At 74.7% G+C, this 23,683-nt stretch carries 22 protein-coding genes; 6 read left to right on the plus strand and 16 right to left on the minus strand.

The annotated features are described in order from the left end of the window. Window positions 1-123: 123 nt before the first annotated feature. The 10 genes from kynU to FHU30_RS30915 all read right to left on the minus strand — a co-directional run bounded on the left by kynU (window position 124) and on the right by FHU30_RS30915 (window position 9,768). Window positions 124-1,389: a kynureninase gene (gene kynU, locus FHU30_RS30870; protein WP_253880484.1), complete on the minus strand. Its 1,266-nt coding sequence runs from the start codon at window positions 1,387-1,389 to the stop codon at window positions 124-126. Further along, entirely contained in the window at window positions 1,386-2,402 is a 1,017-nt protein-coding gene (gene dmpG, locus FHU30_RS30875) for a 4-hydroxy-2-oxovalerate aldolase (RefSeq protein WP_253880485.1), read from the minus strand. Before dmpG ends, kynU begins: the two co-directional genes overlap by 4 nt. Continuing rightward, the gene (locus FHU30_RS30880) at window positions 2,399-3,316 is read right to left on the minus strand and encodes an acetaldehyde dehydrogenase (acetylating) (RefSeq protein ID WP_253880486.1); all 918 of its coding nucleotides are present in this window, start codon (window positions 3,314-3,316) and stop codon (window positions 2,399-2,401) included. The genes dmpG and FHU30_RS30880 overlap by 4 nt, the downstream gene beginning before the upstream one ends. Next, entirely contained in the window at window positions 3,259-4,617 is a 1,359-nt protein-coding gene (locus tag FHU30_RS30885) for a carboxylesterase/lipase family protein (RefSeq protein ID WP_253880487.1), read from the minus strand. Before FHU30_RS30885 ends, FHU30_RS30880 begins: the two co-directional genes overlap by 58 nt. Next, window positions 4,614-5,666, minus strand: a complete 1,053-nt coding sequence (locus FHU30_RS30890) for an amidohydrolase family protein (RefSeq protein ID WP_253880488.1) — start codon at window positions 5,664-5,666, stop codon at window positions 4,614-4,616. The genes FHU30_RS30885 and FHU30_RS30890 overlap by 4 nt, the downstream gene beginning before the upstream one ends. Before the next feature lie 76 nt (window positions 5,667-5,742). After that, a complete protein-coding gene (locus FHU30_RS30895; protein WP_253880489.1) occupies window positions 5,743-6,315 on the minus strand; it encodes a 3-hydroxyanthranilate 3,4-dioxygenase in 573 nt (190 codons plus the stop codon). Beyond that, on the minus strand, window positions 6,312-6,755 hold the full coding sequence (locus tag FHU30_RS30900) for a RidA family protein (RefSeq protein ID WP_253880490.1): 444 nt from the start codon (window positions 6,753-6,755) through the stop codon (window positions 6,312-6,314). The genes FHU30_RS30895 and FHU30_RS30900 overlap by 4 nt, the downstream gene beginning before the upstream one ends. Next, window positions 6,752-7,501 carry a 2-keto-4-pentenoate hydratase gene (locus FHU30_RS30905; protein WP_253880491.1) on the minus strand — a complete coding sequence of 250 codons (750 nt, stop codon included), beginning with the start codon at window positions 7,499-7,501 and terminating at the stop codon, window positions 6,752-6,754. Before FHU30_RS30905 ends, FHU30_RS30900 begins: the two co-directional genes overlap by 4 nt. Further along, a complete protein-coding gene (locus FHU30_RS30910; protein WP_253880492.1) occupies window positions 7,498-8,304 on the minus strand; it encodes a 2-keto-4-pentenoate hydratase in 807 nt (268 codons plus the stop codon). Before FHU30_RS30910 ends, FHU30_RS30905 begins: the two co-directional genes overlap by 4 nt. Before the next feature lie 9 nt (window positions 8,305-8,313). After that, window positions 8,314-9,768 carry a 2-hydroxymuconic semialdehyde dehydrogenase gene (locus FHU30_RS30915; protein WP_253880493.1) on the minus strand — a complete coding sequence of 485 codons (1,455 nt, stop codon included), beginning with the start codon at window positions 9,766-9,768 and terminating at the stop codon, window positions 8,314-8,316. Between the two features lie 100 nt (window positions 9,769-9,868). Here FHU30_RS30915 and FHU30_RS30920 point away from each other — a divergent pair, with 100 nt between their 5' ends. Beyond that, window positions 9,869-10,801, plus strand: coding sequence for a LysR substrate-binding domain-containing protein (locus FHU30_RS30920; RefSeq protein WP_253880494.1), 933 nt, complete (start codon window positions 9,869-9,871; stop codon window positions 10,799-10,801). A 60-nt stretch (window positions 10,802-10,861) separates the two neighbouring features. Here the strand turns inward: FHU30_RS30920 and FHU30_RS30925 are convergent, their stop codons facing one another. Both FHU30_RS30925 and FHU30_RS30930 read right to left on the minus strand, forming a co-directional pair. After that, a complete protein-coding gene (locus tag FHU30_RS30925; protein ID WP_253880495.1) occupies window positions 10,862-11,500 on the minus strand; it encodes a response regulator in 639 nt (212 codons plus the stop codon). Then, entirely contained in the window at window positions 11,488-12,726 is a 1,239-nt protein-coding gene (locus FHU30_RS30930) for a sensor histidine kinase (RefSeq protein ID WP_253880496.1), read from the minus strand. Before FHU30_RS30930 ends, FHU30_RS30925 begins: the two co-directional genes overlap by 13 nt. Window positions 12,727-12,859: 133 nt before the next feature. Between FHU30_RS30930 and FHU30_RS30935 the strand changes: the two genes are divergently transcribed. The 5 genes from FHU30_RS30935 (at window position 12,860) to FHU30_RS30955 (ending at window position 18,383) form a co-directional block, all read left to right on the plus strand. Further along, window positions 12,860-13,600, plus strand: coding sequence for an ABC transporter ATP-binding protein (locus FHU30_RS30935; RefSeq protein WP_372503986.1), 741 nt, complete (start codon window positions 12,860-12,862; stop codon window positions 13,598-13,600). After that, a complete protein-coding gene (locus tag FHU30_RS30940; protein ID WP_253880497.1) occupies window positions 13,597-15,969 on the plus strand; it encodes an ABC transporter permease in 2,373 nt (790 codons plus the stop codon). Before FHU30_RS30935 ends, FHU30_RS30940 begins: the two co-directional genes overlap by 4 nt. Before the next feature lie 25 nt (window positions 15,970-15,994). Then, complete coding sequence (locus FHU30_RS30945) at window positions 15,995-16,165, plus strand: hypothetical protein (RefSeq protein WP_253880498.1); 171 nt, start codon at window positions 15,995-15,997, stop codon at window positions 16,163-16,165. A gap of 85 nt (window positions 16,166-16,250) precedes the next feature. Then, complete coding sequence (locus FHU30_RS30950) at window positions 16,251-17,087, plus strand: DUF4253 domain-containing protein (protein WP_253880499.1); 837 nt, start codon at window positions 16,251-16,253, stop codon at window positions 17,085-17,087. A gap of 111 nt (window positions 17,088-17,198) precedes the next feature. Further along, complete coding sequence (locus FHU30_RS30955; protein ID WP_253880500.1) at window positions 17,199-18,383, plus strand: VldE C-terminal domain-containing protein; 1,185 nt, start codon at window positions 17,199-17,201, stop codon at window positions 18,381-18,383. 72 nt (window positions 18,384-18,455) lie between these two features. Here FHU30_RS30955 and FHU30_RS30960 read toward each other — a convergent pair whose 3' ends face one another. The 4 genes from FHU30_RS30960 to FHU30_RS30975 all read right to left on the minus strand — a co-directional run bounded on the left by FHU30_RS30960 (window position 18,456) and on the right by FHU30_RS30975 (window position 23,682). After that, window positions 18,456-20,495, minus strand: coding sequence for an ATP-binding SpoIIE family protein phosphatase (locus FHU30_RS30960; RefSeq protein ID WP_253880501.1), 2,040 nt, complete (start codon window positions 20,493-20,495; stop codon window positions 18,456-18,458). Between the two features lie 209 nt (window positions 20,496-20,704). Then, window positions 20,705-21,574 carry a spermidine synthase gene (locus FHU30_RS30965; RefSeq protein WP_253880502.1) on the minus strand — a complete coding sequence of 290 codons (870 nt, stop codon included), beginning with the start codon at window positions 21,572-21,574 and terminating at the stop codon, window positions 20,705-20,707. Between the two features lie 70 nt (window positions 21,575-21,644). After that, window positions 21,645-22,658: an ABC transporter ATP-binding protein gene (locus FHU30_RS30970; RefSeq protein WP_253880503.1), complete on the minus strand. Its 1,014-nt coding sequence runs from the start codon at window positions 22,656-22,658 to the stop codon at window positions 21,645-21,647. After that, on the minus strand, window positions 22,648-23,682 hold the full coding sequence (locus FHU30_RS30975) for an ABC transporter ATP-binding protein (protein WP_253880504.1): 1,035 nt from the start codon (window positions 23,680-23,682) through the stop codon (window positions 22,648-22,650). Before FHU30_RS30975 ends, FHU30_RS30970 begins: the two co-directional genes overlap by 11 nt. Between the last annotated feature and the right edge of the window lies 1 nt (window position 23,683).

Here is a 23,683-nt window from a genome sequence, read left to right on the forward strand (position 1 = left end):
AATGCCTTTCCTAGGGGGTTCGGAAAGCATGCTCCGGTTGAGGAGAATCCGCTAATACCTACTTTCGGCCGGGCTATACCGAACCGGTTATCGCCGGGATTTCCAGCCGGACGGGCCGGGGCCTTACGTCAGTTTCGCGAGCGCCTCGGCGGCGCGGTGGCAGTCGTGGAAGGTGCAATAGAGCGGGACGGGCGCCAGCCGGACGACGTCGGGTTCGCGGGCGTCGGCGATGACGCCCGCCTCGTCCGCGAGGGCCTTCACCAGGCCGCCGGCGTCGGCGACGCGCAGCGACAGCTGGGTGCCGCGCCGCGCCGGGTCGTCCGGCGTGATGACCTCGACGCCGCCGACCGGTGCGAGCCGCTCGGCGAGGTAGCCGGTGAGCCGCTCGCTCCGGAAGCGCAGCGCGCCCATCCCGACCCGGTCGAAGATCTCCAGCGAGACCAGCACCGGCGCGAGCGCCATGATCGGCGGGTTGGACAGCGCCCACGCGTCGGCGGTCGGCGGATGGTCGACGTCCGGGTCCATGCGGAACCGGATGTCGGCCCTGGTGCTCCACCAGCCGTCCAGGCGCGGCAGCGAGGTGTCGCGGACGTGCCGCTCGTGCACGAACGCGCCCGCGACCGCCCCCGGGCCGCTGTTGAGGTACTTGTAGGTGCACCAGGCGGCGAAGTCCACGTCCCAGTCGTGCAGGTTGAGCGGAACGTTCCCGGCGGCGTGCGCGAGGTCCCAGCCGACGACCGCGCCCGCCTCATGGCCCGCGCGCGTGATGGTCGCCATGTCCATCAGCTGCCCGGTCAGGTAGTTCACGCCGCCGAGCATCAGCACGGCGACGCGGTTTCCCTCCCGCCGCAGGTAGTCGACGACGTCCTCGGTGCGCAGGACGTCCTCGCCGGGACGCGGGCGCAGCCGGACGACCGTCTCGTCCGGGTCGAGCCCGTGGTGGACGGCCTGGCTCGCGACCGCGTACGAGTCGGACGGGAACGCCGAGTCCTCGATGACGATCCGGGTCCGCTCCCCCGCGGGCCGGTAGAACGTGGCCATCAGCAGGTGCAGATTGACCGTCAGGGAGTTCATCGCGACGACCTCGTGCGGGCGCGCGCCGACCAGCCGCGCCGCGGGCTCCGTCAGCAGCTCGTGGTACGACACCCACGGGCGGCGGGCCTGGGTGTGGCCCTCCACGCCGAGCCGCGACCAGTCGGTCAGCTCCTCGGCCAGCCGCGCGGCGGTCGCCTTCGGCTGGAGGCCGAGCGAGTTGCCCGCGAAGTAGGCGGCCTCCTCGTACCGGCCGCCGGGCGCGGGCGGGATCAGGAACTCGGCGCGCAGGGTCGGCAGCGGGTCGGTCTCGTCCAGGCTGCGCGCCTGGCGCTCAAGGGCGGCCGCGTCGGTCACGTGTTCTTTCCTTCGATCAGGTCGAGCGCCACATCCACGATCATGTCCTCCTGGCCGCCGACCATGCCCCGGCGGCCCACCTCGACCAGGATCTCCCGCGTGTCGAGGCCGTACCGGCGGGCCGCGTCCTCGGCGTGCCGCAGGAAGGACGAGTAGACGCCCGCGTAGCCGAGCGTGAGGGTCTCCCGGTCCACCTGGACGGGCCGGTCCTGGAGCGGCCGGACGATGTCGTCGGCGGCGTCCATCAGCTTGAACACGTCGCAGCCGTGCTTCCAGCCCATCAGGTCGGCGACGGCGACGAACGCCTCCAGCGGGCAGTTGCCCGCGCCGGCGCCCATCCCGGCGAGCGACGCGTCCACGCGGCGCACGCCGTTCTCGACGGCGACGACCGAGTTCGCGACGCCGAGGCCGAGGTTGTGGTGGGCGTGGATGCCGATCTCGGTCGCGTCGTCCAGGACGTCCCGGTACGCCCGGACGCGGTCCCGGACACCGTCCATGGTCAGGCGCCCGCCGGAGTCGGTCACGTAGACGCAGTGCGCGCCGTAGGACTCCATCAGCCTCGCCTGCCCGGCGAGGGTGGCGGCGTCGGCCATGTGCGACATCATCAGGAACCCGGCGACGTCCATGCCCAGCTCGCGGGCGGTGGCGATGTGCTGGGCGGAGATGTCGGCCTCGGTGCAGTGCGTGGCGACCCGCACCGACCGGACGCCGAGCTCGTGCGCGCGCTTCAGCTCGGCGATCGTGCCGATGCCGGGCAGCAGCAGCGTCGTCAGCTTCGCGTTCGGCATCACCTCGGCGGCGGCGGCGATCCACTCCTCGTCCAGGTGCGCGCCGGGGCCGTAGTTCACGCTCGACCCCGCGAGGCCGTCGCCGTGCGCGACCTCGATGGCGTCCACGCCCGCCGCGTCCAGCGCGGCGGCGATCTCCCGGACCTGGTCGACGGTGTAGCGGTGGCGGATGGCGTGCATGCCGTCCCGCAGCGTCACGTCCTGGACGTACAGTTCGACGCTCATCGGGTGGCCAGCCTTTCTGCCACGCGCAGCGCGGCGGACGTCATGATGTCCAGGTTCCCGGCGTAGGCGGGCAGGTAGTGCGCCGCGCCCTCCACTTCGAGGAACACCGAGACCAGGTTCCCGGCCTCGCCCCCGGCGAGCGCCGCGAGCGGGTCGGCGGCCTCCAGCGGGCGGATCTGCACCTTCTGCTTGAGCCGGTAGCCCGGCACGTACGCGGCGACCTCGCCGATCATCTTCTCTACCGACGCGGTGACCTGCTCGGGGTCGCAGTCGCCGGTCACGCAGTACACGGTGTCCCGCATGATGAGCGGCGGCTCGGCCGGGTTCAGCACGATGATCGCCTTGCCCCGGGCCGCGCCGCCGACCTCCTCCAGCGCCCGCGAGGTGGTCTCGGTGAACTCGTCGATGTTCGCGCGGGTGCCCGGACCGGCCGACTTCGAGGCGATGGACGCGACGATCTCGGCGTACCGGACGGGCGCCACCCGGGACACGGCAGCGACGATCGGCACGGTGGCCTGGCCGCCGCAGGTGACCATGTTGACGTTCGGGGCGTCCAGGTGCTCGTCCAGGTTGACCGCGGGCACCACGTACGGGCCGATCGCCGCCGGGGTCAGGTCGACGACCTTCTTCCCGTACGGCTCCAGCACCTTGGCGTTGTGCAGGTGGGCCTTGGCGGACGTGGCGTCCAGCACGACCGAGACGCCGTCGAACTCCGGCATCGCGACCAGGCCCTCGACGCCCTCGTGGGTCGTCGCGACGCCGAGCCGGCGCGCGCGGGCGAGCCCGTCGGAGTCCGGGTCGATGCCCGCCAGTACCGCGACGTCGAGCGTGTCCGACGTCCGGAGCACCTTGATCATCAGATCGGTGCCGATGTTGCCCGATCCGATGATCGCGACGCGCTGCGCGTCCGGCATGGCACGGTCTCCCTTCCCTGTGCGAAATCGGCTGCGTGTGAGGAATCGGCTGCCTGGGACGAATCGGCCGCGTGTGAGGAATCGGCCGCGTGGCAGAAGGCGGCGAAGGCCGCGGTGGTCTCCGCGCCGAGGGCGGCGACGTCCGGCCCGGTGCCGGTGAGCGGGGCCAGCCGCCGGTCGTGCAGGGTGCCGAGGTGGAACGGCACGTCCACCAGGTGCGCGGCGCCGAGCCGCACGCCGGAGTGGGCGTACGGCGAGGGGTGCGCGAACCGGACGCGCCGGACCTCGCCGCCGTGCGCGGCGTGCCAGCGGGCCAGCTCGTCGGCCGGCCGCTGCATGACCAGTTCGGTGCGCGCGCCGGCGGCCGACAGCGTGACCGGGTCGATCGCGGCGAACAGCCGCATCTCCTCGGCGGTGGTCGTGACCAGCAGCGGCACCGGTTCGGCCGCGCCGCTGCGGACGGCGTCCATCGGGTGGCGGGGCAGGAACGTCCCGTCCACCACAGGCGCGACCGGAAGGACGCCCTCGACCGGCGGAAGCGACCGAGCCGCTTCGCCCTCGGCGGCGAGGACGGCCTTCAGCGGCGCGGACCGGGGTTGCGCCCGTCCGAGCGCCCGCCGGAACGCGGTCGTGAACGTGCGGGCGCGCGTCTCGGTCGCGAACCCGTAGGGCAGGCCGCTCATCACGGCCGCCTGCTGGAACAGCCCGCGCGCGCTCGGCGCGGTCATCAGCGCGAGCACGCTCATCCCGCCCGCCGAATGCCCGGCGAGGGTGATCCGGTCCGGGTCGCCGCCGAACGCGGCGATGTTGGCGCGGACCCACACCAGCGCCGCGACCTGGTCGCGCAGCCCGAGGTTCGCCGGGATCTCGTCGTCGTAGCCGAAGCCGAGCACGCCCAGCCGGTAGTTGACGGTGACGACGACCAGGCCGTGGTCGCGGGCGAGGACCGTCCCGCGGTACATCGGCTGCGCGCCCGAGCCGAACACGAACGCGCCGCCGTGCAGGAACACCAGCACCGGCCGCCGTCCGGCGGTGTCGGGCGTCCAGACGTTGAGGGTGAGGCAGTTCTCGCGGCCCGCCTCCGGGTCGATCTCCAGGCCCGGCACCCACGCCATCCGGCCGGGGCGCTGCGCGGCGGGCGCGCCGAACGCGCGGGCCTCGCGGACGCCGTCCCACGGGACGGGCGGTTCCGGCGGCGCGAACCGGCGGGCGGGCGCGGCGTACGGGACGCCCCGGAACACCACGGTCCCGTCGTCCGGGCCGCCGCGCACCGTCCCCGCGGCGGTCGCCACCGCGGTCATGTCGCCAGTCCGGCCGCCGGGAGGTCTTCGGCGAGCGGCGCCAGGACCGGCTCCGGGGCGGTCGCGAAGAACCGCTCGGCATTGCCGCCGAGCATGGCCGCGCGGTCGGCGTCGGTCAGGCCCGGGCAGGCCCGGATCGTTCCACCCGGCTCCTGCTCGCCCAGCGGGAACGGGTAGTCGGTGCCGAGCATGACGCGCTCGACGCCCATGACGTCCACCAGCAGCCGCAGCGCGCGCGGGTCGAACACGGCCGAGTCGACGTGGAACCGGCCGGTGTACTCCGACGGCGGGCGCGGCGAGTCGGCACGCACGATGTCGCGGTTGCGCCAGGCGTTGTCGGCCCGTCCGAGCAGGAAGGCGAAGCTGCCGCCGCCGTGGCAGAAGCACAGCCGCAGCGCCTCCGGCAGCCGCTCGAAGGTGCCGCCGAGCATCATGCCGAGGATGCTGAGCTGGGTCTCGGCGGGCATCCCGACCAGCCAGGGCAGCATGTGGCCGCGCATCCGGTCGGTCGCCATCATGTCCCACGGGTGGACGAGCACGGGCAGCCCGAGCCCGGCGCAGTGCGCCAGGAACTCGGCGATCTCGGCGTCGTCCAGGTTCCGCTCGCCGACGTGGTTGCCGATGTGCACGCCGCGGTGCCCGCCGGCGGCCGCGCGGGTCGCGACCTCGCACGCGGTCTCGGCGTGCTGCAAGGGCACCTGGCAGAGCGGCAGCAGCCGGGCCGGGTCGGCCGCGCAGTACGCCATGATCCGGTCGTTGACCAGGTCGCACCAGGCGGCCGCGCGGGCCGGGTCGGCCTCGTAGCCGAACATCAGCGGCGTGGACGAGACGGCCTGGACGTCCACCCCGCCGGCGTCCATGTCGGCGAGGCGGCGGGCGGGCTCCCACAGGCCCTCCTCGACCGGCCGGTACTCGGCGGCGCCGCTCATCATCATGCCGGTGCCGTCGCCGTGGTCGCGCAGCCACGGCTCGCCGGTGTCGCTCAGCACCCGTCCCTCCGCGCGGCTGATGCGCGGGAAGACGTGCGCGTGGACATCGAAGACGCTCACGGGGACCTCCGTTTTTCGGGCGTGCTCGCGCCCCCTTCCGGCGGGGCGGGCCGCCGGAAGGGTCGCGGTCGTTCGGTCAGGCGCGGGGCGCCGTCTGGGGGACCATCGCATCGGGCCACTGCTTGCCCGGGTGGGTCGCGCCGCAGTTCGGGCACTGCCGGTCGCCGTCGTAGAAGGACTGGAACACCGGCGGCAGGTCGTCCACGATCGAGCGGACCTGCAGCTCGGCGCGGTGCACCAGGTGGTGGCACTCGGTGCAGTACCACTCGAAGGACTCCAGCTCGCCCTCCGGCCGGGAGATCTCCACGACCAGGCCGACCGAGCCGGCCTCGGGCCGCTGCGGCGAGTGCCGGACGTGCGGGGGCAGCAGGAACACGTCGCCCTCGTTGATCTGCACGTCCACCGGAGGCTTGCCCTCCTCCTCCATCACCCGCAGCACCATGTTGCCCTTGAGCTGGTAGAAGAACTCCTCGCGCGGGTCGTCGTGGAAGTCGGTGCGCTGGTTCGGGCCGCCCACCACCATGACGATCATCCCGGCGTCCTCGAAGACCTGCTTGTTGCCGACCGGCGGCTTCAGCAGGTGCTCGTGGTCCTTGATCCACGCCTGGAAGTTGAACGGCTGACCGTGCACCAGTTTCGGAAGGGTCATGCTCCTGCCTCCTTGTTAGGGATGTGAGCGACGCACGAGATCTCGATCAGCAGATGCGGGTGCGGGAGCTGGTGCACCGCGACCGTGGTGCGGGCCGGCCCGGTCTCGTCGAAGTACTCGGCGTAGACCTCGTTGTAGCCGCCGAAGTCGTTCATGCTCACCAGGTAGGTGGTCACGTTGACGACGTCGGACAGCCCTCCCCCGGCCGCCCGGAGCAGGTCGCGGATGTTCTCGATCACCGCGCGGGTCTGCGCGCGGATGTCGAGGTCGGTGACGCCCATCGGATCGGCGCTCGCCCCGGCGAACGTGCCGTCCGGACGCCGCGAGCTCGTCCCCGACACGAACACGAAGTCCCCCGCGCGGCGCAAATGCGGGAACTTCCCGCGCGGCTTCGCCTTGCCCTCTACCAAGATCGCTTGGTCACCGTTCGTCCGGGTCACTTGGTGGTCACCTCGACGGAGCCGAGGCCGGAGCCGGTGACGCGGACGTGGGCGCCCTGCGGCAGCGGGACGGCGGCGGTCGCGGCGCCCGCGAGGACGACGTCGCCCGCGCGCAGCACGATCCCGGCCTCGGTCGCCAGCCGCGCGGCGGCGCGCAGCGCCCGGACCGGGTCGCCGAGGATGGCCGCCGACGAGCCGGTCTGCAGCGGGCGCCCGTCGATCTCCAGGAGCATGCCGACGTTGGAGACGTCCCGAGGGCTGTGCCAGGCGCCGACGCCGAACCCGGACGCCGAGGCGTTGTCGGCGATCACGTCGGCGAGGGTGAACTTGAAGTCGGCGTAGCGGGAGTCGAGGATCTCGTACCCGACCGCGACCCCGGCGACGGCGGTCTCCACGTCGGCGGGACGGGTCACGTCCCGGCCGATCAGGAACACGATCTCCGGCTCGACGCGCGGGTGGATGAGCCCGGAGACGTCGGCGACCGACTCGACCTGCATCCGGTCGGTGAGCTGGCCCCAGATGACGTCGTCCACGCCCATCTGGACCATCTTCGCGCGGCTGGTGAAGCCCATCTTCACGCCCGCGAACCGCTCGCCCGCCTTGCGCCGCAGCTCGATGCCGGCGCGCTGCACGTCGTAGGCGGCGGGCACGTCCAGCTTCGGCTCGGACGCGCTCAGCATCGTGATCGCGGTCCGGTCGCGCCGCGCCGCGTCCAGGCGGGCGGCCAGGCCCCTGGCGTCGGTCATGCCGCCGCTCCTTCCTGCTTCGCGAAGGCGACGCGGACGTCGCCGAGTCCGTCGATGCGCGCCTCCAGGACATCGCCCTCGGCGACCGGCACCACCGGGCCGAGCGCGCCGGTGAGGACGGTGTCCCCGGCGCGCAGTGGGCGGCCGACGCGGACGAGCATGTCGGCGAGCCAGAGCGCCGCGTTGAGCGGGTGCCCGAGGCAGGCGGCGCCGGTGCCGGACGACACCTGCTCGCCGCGCCGCTCCAGCACCATGCCGCACAGCCGCAGGTCCACGTCCGCCAGCGGGACGGGCCGGTTGCCCAGCACGTACATGCCGGACGAGGCGTTGTCGGCGACGGTGTCGGCGAGCGTGATGTCCCAGTCGCGGATCCGGCTGCCGACGACCTCGATCGCGGGCAGCGCGAACGCGGTCGCGCGGATCAGGTCGGCGACGGTGTGCCGCTCGTGCGTCAGGTCGTGCTCCAGCACCAGCGCCACCTCGGCCTCGGCACGCGGCTGCAGGACGGCCCCGGCGGGCACCTCCGCCCCGTCCGGGACGGCCATGTCGGCGAACAGCATCCCGAAGTCGGGGCTGTCGACGCCGAGCTGGGCCTGCACGGCGGTCGAGGTGAGGCCGATCTTGCGGCCGGTGAGCCGGCGGCCGTCGGCCAGCCAGCCCGCGGTCAGCCGCTCCTGCACGGCGTACGCCTCGTCCGGCGTGGAGATCAGGTCGCGGACGGGCGCGCAGGGCGTTCCCGAGGCGTGCGCCGCCAGGATGCGGTCGGCCGCCTGCTGGACGGCGGGGTTCGCGGTATCGGTCAAGGCTCGCTCTCAGATCTGGATGCAGACGTTGACGGGCTCGGAGAAGAAGTCCAGGGAGTACTCTCCACCCTCGCGGCCGATCCCGGAGGCCTTGACGCCGCCGAACGGGGTCCGCAGGTCGCGCAGGTTCCAGCAGTTCACCCAGACGATCCCGGACTCGACCCGCGGCGCGACCCGGTGCGCGCGCGACAGGTCGCGGGTCCACACGGTGGCGGCCAGGCCGTACTCGCTGTCGTTGGCGAGCCGGACGGCCTCTTCCTCGGTGTCGAACGGCGCGACGTGGCAGACCGGGCCGAAGATCTCCTCCCGGACGGTCCGGGCCTGCTCGGGCAGCCCGGTCAGCACGGTCGGCTCGACGTAGAAGCCCTTGTCGCGGCCGTCCCCGAAGGACGGGACGCCGCCGCCGGCGACGACCGTCGCGCCCTCCTCGACCGCCAGCCGGTAGTACGAGAGCACCTTGTCGCGGTGATCGGCGGAGATCATCGGGCCGTAGCCGTCGAGCGCGCGGGCGCGGGCGCCGAGCCGCTCGACGAACTCCTCGAAGACCGGCCGCTCGACGTAGACGCGCTCGGTGCACAGGCAGATCTGCCCGGAGTGAGTGAAGGTCGAGCGGACGGTGCCGTCCACCGCGGCGTCGAGATCGGCGTCGGCGAACACGAGCGCCGGGTTCTTGCCGCCGAGCTCGAACGAGACCGGGGTGACGTGGTCGGCGGCGTTCCGCATGATCGCCGCGCCGGTGGCGGACTCGCCGGTGAAGGCGATCGCGTCCACGCCGGGGTTGCCGGTGAGGAACGCCCCGGCGGCGTCCGCGCCGTGCCCGTGCACCAGGTTGAACGCCCCGGCGGGCAGCCCGGCCTCGTGGATCACCTCGGCGAGCAGCGTCGCGGTGGAGGGTGTCTCCTCGGACGGCTTGGCGACCACCGCGTTCCCGGCGGCCAGCGCCGGGGCGACCTTCCAGGTCAGCAGGAGCAGCGGCAGGTTCCAGGGGGAGATGATCGCGACGACGCCCAGCGGGCGGCGGACGGTGTAGTTCAGCGCCTGCCCGGTGCCGCCGCTCCAGCCGGGGACCGTCGTGTTGTAGGCGCGTTCGGGGCGTCCGTACAGCAGGTCGGCGTAGGCGCGGAAGTTGCCCGCGGCGCGCGGGATGTCCACGGTCGCGGCCAGCTCGCGGGGCTTGCCGGTGTCGCGGACCTCGGCGGCCACGAACTCCTCGAAGCGGGCGTCGATCCCGTCGGCGATCCGGCGGAGCGCGGCGGACCGCTGCTCGGGCGAGGTGGCGCCCCAGTCGCCGTTCAGCGCGGCGCGGGCGGACCGGACGGCCTCGTCCACCAGGGCCCGCGGCGCCTCCGGGGCGGTGCCGGCCTCGTCGCCCGTGACCGGGTCGACCAGGGCGAAGGGCGCGCCGTCCGTCCGGAACCCGCCACCGACGTAGTGCCGCACCCGCATGCCGTTCGCCTCCCGCATCGCCGTCCCGACACAGCGATCCTCCCTCCCCCAGCTATGCGCGTCCAATACCGAATGACATCCTTGCTATATCAGGAGGGTTATTGGTAGGAAGGCGGGCATGCGCGCCATCGACCTGCTCAACGGGCGGCTGAAGCTGCGGCACCTGGTGCTGGTGGTCGCGATCGCCGACCACGGCAGCGTGCTGCGCGCGGCCGAGCACCTGCACCTGGCCCAGCCCGCGGTCACCCGCAGCCTGCGCGAGGTCGAGCACATCCTCGGCGTGGAGCTGTTCACCCGGGGGCCGCGCGGGGTGACGCCGACCCTGTTCGGCGAGGCGTTCGTGGAGCACGCCCGCGCCGTGCTGGCCGAGCTGCGCCGCGCCGGGGAGCGGATCACCGGCCTGGCGGACGGCCAGGTCGGCACGGTCACCATCGGCACCCTGCTCGCCGGGTCGAACGTGCTGCTGCCGCGCGCGATCGCCGCGCTGAAGCGGGAGCGGCCGGGCATCACCGTGATCGTCCAGGAGGCGACCTTCGACGCGCAGGTGCCGCGGCTGCTGGACGGCGAGATCGACATGGTCCTCGGCCGCCTCAACCCGATCGGCGACGAGCAGGGGCTGCGCCAGATCGTGCTGTACGGCGAGCCGGTGCGGCTGGTCGCACGGGCCGGGCACCCCGCCCGCGACCGGCCGGACCTGACCCTCGCCGACCTGCTCGACTACCCCTGGGTGCTGCCGCTCCAGCAGACCGCGCTGCGCAGCGAGCTGGAGCAGATCTTCCGGGACCGGGGGCTGCCGCTGCCCACCGACCTGGTCGAGTGCACGTCGGTGCTGACCGTCCGGACCCTGGTCCGGGACACCGACATGATCGCCGCGCTGCCGGACCTGGTCGCCCGGACGGACGCGGGCGTCGCGCCGCTCCCGGTGCCGCTGGATCCGGTGCGCCGCCAGGTCGGCGTGACGATCCCGGACCGCCGGCCGCTCACGCCGTCCGCGCGGCTGATGCTCGACCACCTGCGGTCGCAGGCCGCCGAGATCACCCAGCCGGCCTGATCGGCTCGTGCCGGGCGCCCGGCGGATCAGGCGTTGCGGCGGACCAGGCGCTGCGGCCGGTCAGGCGTTGAGGTAGGCGAGGACGGCCAGCACGCGCCGGTGCCCGCTGTCGGACGGCGGCAGGCCGAGCTTGGCGAACACCGCGCCGATGTGCTTGCCGACCGACCGCTCGGTGATCACCAGGGTGGTCGCGATCGTCGCGTTGTCCAGGCCCTGCGCCATCAGGCCGAGCACCTCGCGCTCGCGCGGGGTGAGGGTGCTCAGCGGGTCGCGCCGCACCGACATCAGCTGCGCGACGACCTCGGGGTCCAGCGCGGTGCCGCCGGCCACCACCCGGTCGAGCGCGTCGAGGAACTCGTCCACCCGGCCGATGCGGTCCTTCAGCAGGTAGCCGACCGCGCCCGCGCCGTCCGACAGCAGCTCGCCCGCGTAGGTCTCCTCCACGTACTGCGACAGCACCAGGACGGGCAGGCCCGGGATCGCGCGGCGCGCCTCGATCGCGGCGCGCAGGCCCTCGTCGCGGAAGCCGGGCGGCAGCCGGACGTCCAGCACGGCCGCGTCCGGGCGGTGGGCCAGCAGCGCCGGCACGACCTCGGGCCCTGCCCCCACGGACGCGACGACCTCGTGCCCGCCCGACTCCAGCAGCAGCGTGACGCCCTCCCGGAGCAGCACGTTGTCCTCGGCGATCACGATCCGCACGGCAGGTCCACCTCCAGGGTCGTGCCCCGGCCCTCGGGGCTGTCGATGCGGGTCGCGCCGTCCAGCGCGGCGACGCGGCGGCGGATGCCGGCCAGGCCGCTGCCGCGCATCTCGTCCGCGCCGCCCTTGCCGTCGTCGGCGACGCGGATCCGCAGCAGCGGGCCGTCCCGGTGGACGGCGACCGCCACGCCCCGCGCGCCCGCGTGCTTGGCGACGTTGGTCAGGGCCTCGGCGACGACGAAGTAGGCGGCGGCCTCGACGGCGGCGGGGGCGCGCAGGCCGTCCGCCGGGACGTCCAGGTCGACCGGGATCGGCTGCGCCCCGGCCAGCGCGCGGACCGCCCCGGCGAGCCCCCGGTCGGACAGGATCGGCGGGTAGATGCCCCGGATCACCGTCCTGAGCTGCGTCAGCGCCTCCTCCACGCCCTCCCGGGCCTGCAGGAACAGCGCGCGGGACGCCGCCGGATCGGCGTCGAACCGGCGGTCGGCCAGCCCGAGCCGCAGCGCGACCGCGACGAGCTGGGCCTGGGTGCCGTCGTGCAGGTCGCGCTCGATGCGGCGCAGCTCGGCGCCGTGCGCCTCCAGCGCCCCGGCCCGGGTCTCGGTCAGCTCCTCGACCCGCTCGCGCAGGGTGACGCGCCGGCGCGGCGGCGACAGCAGGAGTTCGGCGAGCTTCGCCTCGCCGAGGGCGAGCAGCGGCACGACCCACACGACCAGCGCGAGGTCCAGCGCGACCTGGAGGAACGGCAGGGTCAGCGCCTGGCCCCAGGTGTGCAGCCGGACGAACGCCGACACCGAGCCGTCCGGGGCCGCCCACCACCACAGCGGCAGGGTCAGCGAGTACAGCGCCGAGGGCAGCATGAGCGTGCCGAAGATCCCGGCGATCAGGCCGTAGCCGCCGTGCAGCAGCAGCCAGGCCAGCTCGCGCCAGGTCGCCGCCGAGCGCAGCAGGCGCACCCCGTCCTCCAGCGCCGAACCGGACGGCGGCGGGGGTTCGGGCGCGGCGATCTCCCGGCCCAGGAACCGGGACGCGCGGCGGCGCTCGATGCCGGCCAGGGCGTGCACGGGCCGGATCATGAGCGGCAGCCAGGGCAGCGCCACGAACAGGACGCCGAACAGCAGCGCCAGCGGCACCAGGTAGAAGCCCGCCAGCGCGGGCACCGCAGTGAGCAGCCCGGCGGCCAGGTAGCCGATGGCGCGCCGCACGCGCCCGAGCTGTCCTCCCATGGCGATCACCGTATGTCACGGGACGAGCGGACGGTCCCGGTCCTGCCCCCGTCCGATGGTGTAGCTGGGTACACCATGGGTCCGGGGGCGCGCCCCGATGGCAGACGATCTTCGGCTCCGTAGCGTCGACGGCGTGAACAGCGCGATGACCGGCGCACCCGCCCCTCCGGCGGTGCGCCTCGACACGGTGACCAGGACCTACGGACCGCTCAGGGCGCTCGACGGCGTCTCCTGGGCGTTCCCGCGCGGCGGGTTCACCGCCGTGATGGGACCGTCCGGGTCCGGGAAGAGCACCTTCCTGCAGTGCGCGTCGGGCCTGGACCGCCCGACTTCCGGGACGGTCTGGATCGGCGGCACCGATCTCGGGCGGCTCCGCGAGACCGCGCTGACCCAGCTGCGGCGGGAGCGGATCGGGTTCGTGTTCCAGGCGTTCAACCTCATCCCGTCCATGGACGTCGAGGAGAACGTCGCGCTGCCGCTGCGGCTCGGCGGGCGCGCGGTGGACCGGGACCGAGTCGCCGCCGTGCTGGAGCGGGTCGGCCTGGCCGACCGGATGCGGCACCGGCCGAGCGAGCTGTCCGGCGGGCAGCAGCAGCGGGTGGCGCTGGCGCGCGCCCTGGTGACCGAGCCCGAGGTGGTGTTCGCCGACGAGCCGACCGGCGCGCTCGACCCGCGCACCGCCCGCGAGACGCTCCGGCTGATGCGCGAGGCGGTGGACCTGGCGGGCCGGACGGTCGTGCTGGTCACGCACGACCCGGTCGCCGCCGCCTGGGCCGACTCGGTGCTGTTCCTGGACGGCGGCCGGATCGTGGACGAGCTGGTCTCCCCGACCGTCGCGTCCGTGCTGGCCCGCTGGGACGGGGTGGCCGCGTGAAGCCGCGCCGGGAGGACTTCCAGGGCGCGTCCCTGGGCGTCTTCGCGACCCTTCTGCTGGCGGCCGTGCTGGTCGGGTCGTTCGGGGTGCTGTTGGAATCGGGCCTGCGGGCGCACGCGCCGGTCGAGCGCTACCGCGCGGCCAAGGCCGTCGTCACCGCCCCGGGCAACGTCGAGATCAGGACGAAGTCGCCCGGGGCGAAGCCCAAGACGCAGAAGCGGCCCCGGACCGAGCTGCCGCGCATCCCCGTCGCCGCCGCCGACCGGCTGCGCCAGGTGCTGGGCGTCCGGGCGGTCGTGCCGGACGTGTCGTTCCCGGTCGTGGCGTCCGGCGGCGCGGTCCTGTCCGGGCACGGCTGGGACTCGGCGGCGCTGCGACCGGCCGCGCTCGCCGCGGGACGGGCTCCGCAGGCGTCCGATGAGGTCGTGCTGCCGGCCGGCACGGAAGCCCGGGTCGGCCAGACGATCAAGCTCCAGGCGAACGGCGCGCCGACGGCCTACCGGGTCACCGGTCTGGTGGGCTCCGGCCCGGCGGCCGCCTACTTCGCCCCGGACACCGCCTTCGGGCTGAGCGGGCACCCCGGTTTCGCGAACGCGTTCGGCGTGCTCGCCGACCACGGCACCAAGATCGGCGACCTGCGCGCCGCCGCGCCCGGCCTGTCGGTTCTGACCGGGTCCGCGCGCGGCGACGCCGAGGACCCGTCGGTCGCGGCCGTCCGGCCTGACGTCGTCGAGATGGGCGCCGCCGTGGGCGGGACGTCTTTGATCACCGCGCTGATCGTGGTCGGCGGGCTGCTCGGCCTCCAGGCGCGGCGCAGGTCCCGCGAGTACGCGCTGCTGCGCGCGGTCGGCGCGACGCCGGGCCAGGTGCGGGGAACCATCGTCCGCGAGGCGCTGCGGACCGCCCTGCCCGCCGCCGCGATCGGCGGGGTGCTGTCGCTCGGCGGCGGCGCGCTGCTGCACGCGGCGATGCACGGCAAGGGCGTGCTGCCGCCCGGTCTCGGGCTGGCGCTGAGCCCGCTGCCCGCGCTCGGCTCGTTCGCGCTGACGGTCGCGGCGACCGTGGTGGTGGCACTGCTCGCCTCGCTGCGCGTGTCGGGCATCCGCCCGGCGCAGGCGCTCGGCGAGACCGCCGCCGATCCCGTCGAGCCCCGGCGCCGGCGGATCGTCGCCGGCGCGCTGATGCTGGCGGGCGGGCTGGCCTCGCTCGGGGTGACGCTGCAGGCGTCCGGGGACGCGGCCGCCGCCTCGCTCAGCAGCATGGTCATGTCGCTGATGGTCGGCGTCGCGCTGCTCTCGCCGGTACTCGCCCGGTTCGGCGCGCGGATCCTGGGGGGCGTCGTGGTCCGCTTCTCCCCGACCACCGGACGGCTCGCCCGGCATGCCGCCGCGGCCGCCGCGCCGCGCGCCGGAGCGGTCCTGACGCCGGTCGCGCTGGTGATCGCGTTCGCGCTGGTGCAGCTGTCCGGGGTCGCGACGACGATGGACGCGACGGCCGCGCAGGCGTCCGCCGCCGACCGCGCCGAACGGGTCGTCGTGTCGTCCGGGCCGGGCGTGCCGTCCGAGATCGCCGAGGCGGTCCGGAACGTGCCGGGCGTGGCGGCCGTGACGCCGGTCCGCCGCACGACCGTGGTCATGGCGCGCAAGGAGATGGGCGACACGAAGCTGCGTTCGCTGCCCGCGCGCGGGCTCGGCGCGGACGCCGCGAGGACCGTCGACGCCAAGCTCGTCAAGGGCGGCCTGGACGGCCTGACCGGCACGTCCGTGGCGCTCGGCAAGGACATCGCGGGCGGAGCGCGGATCGGGTCGTCCCTGACGCTCTGGCTCGGCGACGGCACCCGGATCAGCGCCCGCGTCGTCGCCGTCTACGACCGCGCCCTCGGCCTCGGCTCCGTGCTGCTCCCCCGCGACCTTGTCGCCGCGCACTCCGGCTCGGCGCTGGACGACCACGTCCTCGTGCGCTGCTCCGGCCCGTGCTCCCCGCAGACGTCCCGCGCGCTGGACGCGGTCACCGCCCGGTACACCGGCGTGCGCGCCGTCGACCACGCGGCGTTCGGCGAGGCGACCTCGCGCGAGCTGCGCACCCAGGAGCTGCTCAGCCAGATCATCGTCGCCGCCATCGGCGGGTTCGTGCTGGCCGGCGTCGTCACCACGCGGGTGCTCGCGACCACCTCCCGCCGCCGCGAGCTGGCGCTGCTGCGCAAGGTCGGCGCGACCCGCGCCCAGGTGCGCGGCTCGGTCCGGCTGGAGGGCCTGATCGTGTTCGGCACCGGCGCGGCGGCCGGGCTGGCCGTGGCGGCGGTCACCACCGCGGCGCTCGCGGTGTTCGTCAGCGGCCAGCCGATCCCCTCCCTGCCCTTCGCCCACTGAAAACCCTCACGAAAGGTCCCCTCCCATGAGCTCCACCACCCGCTGGACGCTGTTCGTCGTGCTGCTCGCCGTCAACGTCGGCTACCAGCTCGCCTTCCACGGAACCTGGCACCAGATCGTCGTCAGCGCCGTCACCGGAGCCGGCATCATCGGCCTCCTCGTCGAATATCTGGTCCGGGGCCGCCGGGAGCGGTGAACCGTGCGCGGGCCCGCGCGGTCGCCGTTACGATCCTGGAGTGCCAAGATCGGTGTTGGCACGAAGTGGACCGGAACGGCGTGATATGGACGACGTGGACCTCGACCTCCGAGAGCGGCTGCCGGGAGACCTCCCGAAGCTCTTCCCCGACGGCGGCGCCGAGCGCGCGCTGTCGGCGGAGCTCCCGCCCGGGGACGTGGTCTGGCCGGACCCGGGCTACCCGCAGCGGCAGTTCGTCCGGCGGCCCGCGTTCTGGGTCAGCGACGACCCGGTGACCGGCGAGGTGTGGTCGCGGGTCCGCGCCGAGCACCACCGGTCCGGGCTATGGCCGGTGCTGCTGGACGAGTCGGACCAGCCGTGGGCGGCCGGCCAGGTCGCCCCCGAGCCGGTCGCCGACATCGGCAACTACGCGCCCGCCGCGTTCATGTACGAGGTGTGGAGCGACTTCGCCGAGCAGGCCGCGCCCGGCGACTTCGAGGATCTGGCGCCCTTCGGCCGGCACTGCCCCGGCCCCGCCGCCCCCGGCACCCCGCTGGACGACCCGGACGCCGCCGCCGACCGGCACGCCCGCGCGCTGAGCGCCCGCGGCCTGTCGCTCGGCCTGGTCGCGGTCGAGCGCGGCGCGGACGCCCTCGCCGCGATCGGCTGGCAGGGCGCGCTGAACCACAACGAGTGGACCGCGCCGCTCGCCGCCGTCGTCCGCGGCTGGGAGGAGCGGTTCGGCGCCCGGGTCGTCGGCCTCGGCTTCAACACCCTGGAGCTGAGCGTCTCGGCTCCCCCGGTCACCACCCGGCACGCGGTCCAGGTCGCCGCCGAGCACTGGGCGTTCTGCCCCGACATCCTGTTCCAGGGGCCCGGCACGCTGGCCGGATACGCCGAGGAGATCCGCGGCAAGACCTGGTGGTCGTTCTGGTGGGACTGACCGGACACCCTTTCCCGCCCGTCCGGACGGGCCGGGCGCCACTGGATCACCCGTGGCCGGTTTGTCTACGATGCCGGTCTGGACGGGATCAACGGGAGAACGGCGGTCGCGGTGCGCTGGACGGGACGCGGGCACGGGCCTGACCGGAGGCGGCGGCGCGCGCTGCCCGCCGTGGTGGGTGCGGCCGTCCTGGCCACGCTGGCCGCCGACGTCGCAGCGGTCGTCTCCGGCGTCGCCTCCCCGTCCGACAAGAAGACCGGACGCCTCGTCTCGGTCGCCGACGGGGCCGCCCCCAAGCCGCCGACCGTCGCGCCCCTCACCCGCACGCTGACCCCGCACCTGCTGGTCGCCGGGCCCGGCACGCTGCCGCCCGACGCCGTGGCGAAGGTCCGCCGGATGAAGGGCGTCGCCGGGGCGACCGTGGTGGACGCCGCCCGCGCCCAGGTCGCCGGACGCCAGGTCGGGCTGCTCGGCGTCGACCCGTCCGACTTCCGCGCCTACGTGCCGAAGCAGAGCGGCGCGTCCGACCAGCTCTGGCAGACCGTCGCGACCGGCGGGCTCGCCGTGTCGTTCACGATGTCCCAGGACGGCTCGGTGCCGCTCGGGCAGGTCGTCCCGGCGGGCAGCCCGTCGCGTCCGGGACGGCTGCGGGTGTCGGCCTACGCCGCGCTCGGCATCGACGACGTGGACGCGGTCGTCTCACGCGGCCAGGCGCGGGCCCTCGGCATGCCCGACGGGAACGCGCTGCTGCTCAGCGCCCCGAAGCTCGACGCCGCGAAGCTGGAGAAGCAGCTCAAGAAGATCCTGCCCAAGGGCACGAAGGTGGCGGTCCTCAATGCACCGGCCAAACCCGTGAGGGACGACACCCCCCGCTCGCAGCCGGAGGTCTCGGGACGCCCCGACGGCGTCGCCACGGCCCGCACCCCGATCACCGGCAACCGCATGACCGCGACGATGCGGGACGTCGTGCTGGAGATCGACGGCATGTTCGGGCCGTTCCCGACGATCGGCTGCTACCGCTCCGGCGCCGACGCGCAGGACCACGCCGACGGCCGCGCCTGCGACTTCATGGAGAGCGTCGGCGGCGCGATGCCGAGCGCGTCCGCGCAGCGGCACGGCGACCAGGTGGCCGCCTACGCCGTCCAGAACGCGTCCCGGCTCGGCATCTCGTACGTGATCTGGAAGCAGCACATCTGGAACATCGCGCGGGCCTCGGAGGGCTGGCGCCCGATGGCCGACCGCGGCGGCATCACCGCCAACCACTACGACCACGTGCACATCTCCGTCCTCCGCTGACCAGGCCGCGCGTCGCGCACCGACCCGGCGGCGAGCCCCGCGTTGAGCCCTGCCGCGGACGGACCACCGGTCCTACGGGAGGGCCTGCTCGCACCAGACGGCCTTGCCGGTGGCGGTGCGGCGCACGCCCCAGCGGCGCGCGAGCCGTCCGACCACGTGCAGGCCCCGGCCGGTCTCGGCAAGCGCGGGCTCGCCGGGGTCGAACGCGCCGTGCACGCGCGGCCGGCCGTCGGACGAGTCCTGCACCTCGCACATCAGCCCGCCCTCGCGGACCAGGCGCAGCGTGACCCGCCCGCCCGCGTGCCGGATCGCGTTGGTGACCAGCTCCGACGCCAGCAGCACCGTCGAGTCGGCCAGCTCGGGCAGGCCCCAGCGGTCCAGCCGGTCGCGGACCAGGCCGCGGGCGCGGCGCACCGCGGCGGGCTCGGCGGGCAGCTCCCAGCTGACGTGGTCGGACGCCGGGATGCGGCGCAGCCGCGCGACGAGCATCGCGATGTCGTCGCGGTGCCGGTCGTCGAAGACGCCGCCGAGCGCGCCGTCGCACAGGTCTTCCAGCGAAGGCACGGTGGGCTCGTCCACCCTGTCGAAGACGCGCTGGAGGCGGGCGAGGCCGTCGTCGATGTCGCGGCCCCGGTTCTCCACCAGCCCGTCGGTGTAGAGGAACAGGGTGGTGCCGTCCTCGACGGTGAACTCGCGGCTGGCGACCGGCCCGTCGCCGACGCCGAGCGGCGGGGCGGGCGGCACGTCCAGGTAGGTCGCGGCGCCGCCGGGCGGGGCGATCAGCGGCGGCAGGTGCCCGGCGCTGGCGACCTCGCAGCGCCCGGTGACCGCGTCGTAGACCACGTAGGCGCAGGTGGCGAAGTGCGGCTCGCGCTCGCCGAGGGTGGACATCAGCAGGTCGAGCCGCTCCAGGGCCTCGGCGGGCGGCAGGTCCAGCCCGGCGAGGGTGTGGATCGCGGTGCGCAGCCGGCCCATCGTCACCGCGGCGCGGACGCCGTGCCCGGCGACGTCGCCGACGACCAGGGCGACCCGGCCGCCGGGCAGCGCGATCGACTCGTACCAGTCGCCGCCGACCTCGACCAGCCGCGAGCCGGGCAGGTAGCGGTGGTGCACCTCCACCGACGACGGCGCGGACAGCCCGGTCGGCAGCAGGCTGCGCTGCAGCGTGAGCGCGGTGGCGCGTTCCCGGCCGTAGCGGCGCGCGCCGTCGACGAACCGGGCGGCGCGCGCGGCGAACTCCATCCCGATCTCGATGTCGTAGGCGTCGAACGGGCGGTGCGCGGTGTTGCGGGTGCAGACGAAGAACCCGGCCGCGCCCGGCGCGTCCTCGTCCAGGCGCACCGGGAGCAGCAGCATCGAGGTGCCCTTGAGCAGGTCGGCGACCGGCGGGCGGCCCCACTTCTCGGCGAGCAGCGTCGCGTCCTCGCCGCTGTAGAGGGTGAGGACGGGCTCGCCGGTCAGCACGCACCGCTCGTGCGGGGTGCCGGCGGGGTAGGCCAGCACCTCGCCGGTCGGGAACGCCGCGTCCCAGGCCGAGTCGCCGTCGTCGGTGCAGACCGCCATCCGGCGCAGCGGCGGGGTGCCGGACTCGGGCGGCTCCTCGGCGTCGACCAGGCTGTCCAGGAGCAGCAGCGCGCCGGAGTTGCAGAAGTGCGGGACCAGCACGTCCATCAGGCCGTGCGCGAGCAGCTCCAGGTCGAGCGTCGCGCCGATCCGGGGCAGGCCGTCCTCCAGCAGCGCGCGCCGGGTCAGCGCCGGGTCGACGAACCGGTCGGCGAGCGGCGTCGGCATCCGGATCACCGCGAGCGCGGCCGGGCACGCCGTGGCGCCCGGCGCCGCCGGGCTCATCGGGTGGACGGTCACGACGGCCTCGCGCGCCACGCCCGCCTCGCGCTCGGCCGGGGAGCCGACGGGCAGCATGGCCGTGCGCTCGCGGCCGGACCGCAGCGCCTCGGCCAGCGGCGCCGCGCCGCCGGGCACGACGTCCTCCAGCAGCGCGCCGCGCAGCCCGCCGGGACGCCCGGCGAACAGCGCCTCGGCGTTCCGGTCGGACTGGATCACGCTGCCGGCGGAATCCAGGCCGAGCAGCAGAATCCGGGTGGACGACTCCATCGCTCGATTATGGAACATTGGCGCTTCCCGGCGCGGCGATATGACCTTGGAGTTTCCTGAAAATCGCCCGCACGGCCATTCTCCGATAATGGCCACCCGGTCATTTCCGCCCGGACCGCCACGGGACCGCGATATGGACCGCGCCAGGAGTCGTGCGCCGGGCGGCTGGGCGGACCGGCGCTCGGGCCCGGCGCAGCGGGCGCCCGAGGTCAGCTGCGGCCGAAGACCTGCGGCGGCGGGACGGGCGCCTCGATGTCCTCGCCGTCGCGCAGCACGGCCGCGCCCGCGGCGAAGGCGGCCAGGTCGTCGCCCTCCAGCAGCCGCGCGCGGAACACCCCACCCGCCGCCCGCCGGGTCAGCTCCGCCACCGGCAGCGGCATCCGGGACGCGGCGAGGATGAGGTTGCCGAACCGGCGCCCGCGCAGCACCCCGGGGTCGCCGAGCAGCAGCGCGTGCGGGAACACCGAGCGCAGGGTCGCCGCGACGCGGCGCGCGAACGGCAGCCGGAAGCCGTCGGCCACGTTCAGCAGGTAGGTGCCGCCGGGCCGCAGCACCCGCGCGACCTCGGCGGTGAACTCCGCGGTCGCCAGCTCGACCGGGATGGCCGCCTCGCTGAAGGCGTCCAGCACGACCAGGTCGTCCGCGCCGTCCGGGACGGCGGCCAGCCCGGACCGCCCGTCGGTGATCCTGATCTTGAGGCCGGGCACGTCCTTCACCGGCAGCTGCTCCCGGACGAGCTGGACCAGCCGCCCGTCCGGTTCCAGCACCACCTGACGGGAGCCGGGCCGGGTCGCCGCCACGTAGCGCGGCAGCGTGCAGCCCGCGCCGCCGATGTGCACCGCGTCGAGCGGCGCGCCGGGCTCGCCGAGGCAGTCGACCGCGTCGCCCAGCAGCCGCATGTACTCGAAGTCCAGGTGGGTGGGGTCGGCCAGGTCGACGTAGGACTGCGGGACCCCGCCGACCAGCAGCACCCAGCCGCCGTCGCGGTCGGCGTCGCGCAGCAGCTCGGCCTCGCCGCCGGTGATCTCGTAGCGGTCCGCGCGGGGCCCGTCCCCGCTCCTGCTGCCCTTGCGCGCCATGCCCCTCACCCTATGCGCCGCCCCTCACCAGAGCGTCCCGCGGCCGGGCGGCCCCAGCCGGGCGGCTCGGCTAGGCGTCCCCGGCGACGCCCGAGACGGTCGGCGCGGCGGCGAAGTGGCAGGCGCTCGGGTGGTCCGAGCCGTCCCGGACGACCAGCTCCGGCACCTGCTCGGCGCACACGTCGGCGGCCTTCCAGCAGCGGGTCCGGAACCGGCAGCCGGACGGCGGGTCGATCGGCGACGGCGGCTCGCCCTCCAGCTCGATCCCGGCGGGCGGCGCCTCCGGGTCGGGCACCGGGACGGCCGACAGCAGCGCCTGGGTGTAGGGGTGGGTCGGGTTCCGGTAGATCTCCGCCGCGGTCCCGGTCTCGACGATCTTCCCCAGGTACATCACCGCGACCCGGTCCGACACGTACCGGACGGCCGCCAGGTCGTGCGCGATGAACACGTACGACAGGCCGAGTTCGCGCTGCAGGTCGGCGAGCAGGTTCATCACCTGCGCGCGCACCGACACGTCCAGCGCCGACACCGGCTCGTCGCACACCACCACGTCGGGGCGCAGCGCGAGCGCGCGGGCGATCCCGACGCGCTGCCGCTGGCCGCCGGAGAACTGGTGCGGGTACCGGTCCACGTGACTCGGGTCGAGGCCGACCAGCTCCAGCAGCTCGCGGACGCGCGTCCGCCGCTCGCCCTTCGGGGCGACGTCGGAGTGGATCGCGAACGGCTCGCCCACGATGTCGCCGATGGTCATGCGCGGGTCGAGCGAGGAGTACGGGTCCTGCAGCACCATCTGGATCCGGCGGCGCAGGCCGCGCAGCTCGCCCCGGGGCATCTTGAAGATGTCCTGGCCGTCGAACTTCACCGTCCCGGCCGAGGGCTTCTCGTCGGCGAGCAGCAGCCGCGCCAGGGTGGTCTTGCCGCAGCCGGACTCGCCCACGACGCCGAGGGTCTCGCCGCGGCGCAGCGACAGGTCCACGCCGTCCACGGCCTTGACCGTGCCGACCTGGCGCTTCACCACCACGCCGCGGGTGATCGGGTAGTGCTTGACCAGCCCGCTCACGTCCAGGATCGGGTCATCCGGCACGGTCCACCTCCAGCTCGCCGGCGAACACCTCGGCGGCGAAGTGGCACGCCGCCTCGTGCCCCGGCGCGACGGCCACCAGCGGCGGCTCCTGCTCCGCGCAGACCGCCTCGGCGCGCGGGCAGCGCGGCCGGAACGGGCATCCGGACGGCAGCGCCGCCGGGTCCGGGGGCGCGCCGCGGACGGGTTCGAGCCGTCCGGCGTCCTGGTCGAGCCGGGGCACCGAGGCGAGCAGCCCGTGCGTGTAGGGGTGCGCGGGGCGCGCGTACAGGTCCCGCGCGGACGCGCGCTCGGCCACCGACCCCGCGTACATCACGACCGTCCGGTCCGCGATGCCCGCGACGACGCCGAGGTCGTGGGTGATCAGCACCAGGCCCATGCCCAGCTCGTCCCGGAGCCGGGCGAGCAGCCGCATGATCTGCGCCTGCACCGTCACGTCCAGCGCGGTCGTCGGCTCGTCGGCGATCAGCACGTCCGGCTCCAGCGCCAGCGCCATCGCGATCATGATGCGCTGCCGCTGCCCGCCGGAGAACTGGTGCGGGTAGTCGCCGAGCCGCGTCCTCGCGGACGGGATGGCGACCCGCTCCAGCAGCTCGACCGCCTTCGCGCGGGCCTCCTTGCGCCCGGTGCCGCGGTGCGCCCGGTACATCTCGGCGAGCTGCGCGCCGACCGGGATGACGGGGTTGAGCGCGGTCAGCGCGTCCTGGAACACCATCGCGATCCGGTCGCCCCGGATCCGGCGGCGCTCCCGGTCGGGCAGGCCGAGCAGCTCGCGCCCGTCGAGCCTGACCGAGCCGCCGGTGATCCGCGCGGGCGGGGTGTCGAGGATCCCCATGACGGCCTGCGCCGCGACGCTCTTGCCCGAGCCGGACTCGCCGAGGATCGCCAGGGTCTCCCCCGCCTCCAGGGTGTAGCTCAGGCCGTTCACCGCGCGCACCTCGCGCCCGCGCACGGTGAACGCCACGCTCAGATCGGTGACCTCAAGGAGCGGCGTGCCGTCTGCCGGTGTGTCGGCGGTTGGTGTCATG

Origin of the sequence: Actinomadura rupiterrae (genome assembly GCF_024172125.1) — a bacterium.
Classification (GTDB): Bacteria; Actinomycetota; Actinomycetes; order Streptosporangiales; family Streptosporangiaceae; genus Spirillospora; species Spirillospora rupiterrae.